1 protein-coding gene is annotated in these 255 nt (G+C 51.8%); it reads left to right on the forward strand.

Features of this window, described 5'->3' with window-relative positions:
* Positions 1-255 (forward strand): transposase (locus ACK3CV_RS25450; protein WP_489009930.1); only part of this gene is annotated, 255 nt, incomplete at both ends.

The following is a 255-nucleotide window of genomic DNA, read 5'->3' on the forward strand; positions in this document are numbered from 1 at the left end:
AAGACAAGCTGTACCTCTCACCGGTTCTTGACTTGTACAACGGTGAAATCATCGCGTATGCACTGGCGCGCAGGGCAGAGTTTACTCTGGTAAAAACCATGCTGGACAAGGCGCTGGGCAAACTGAAGCCAGACGAACAACCGGTGTTGCACAGCGACCAGGGCTGGCATTACCGGATGGCGGCTTACCAACATCAGTTACGGGAAAAAGGAATAAAACAGAGCATGTCTCGCAAAGGGAACTGCCTGGATAATG

This window comes from Serratia sp. TSO36, from assembly GCF_057808395.1.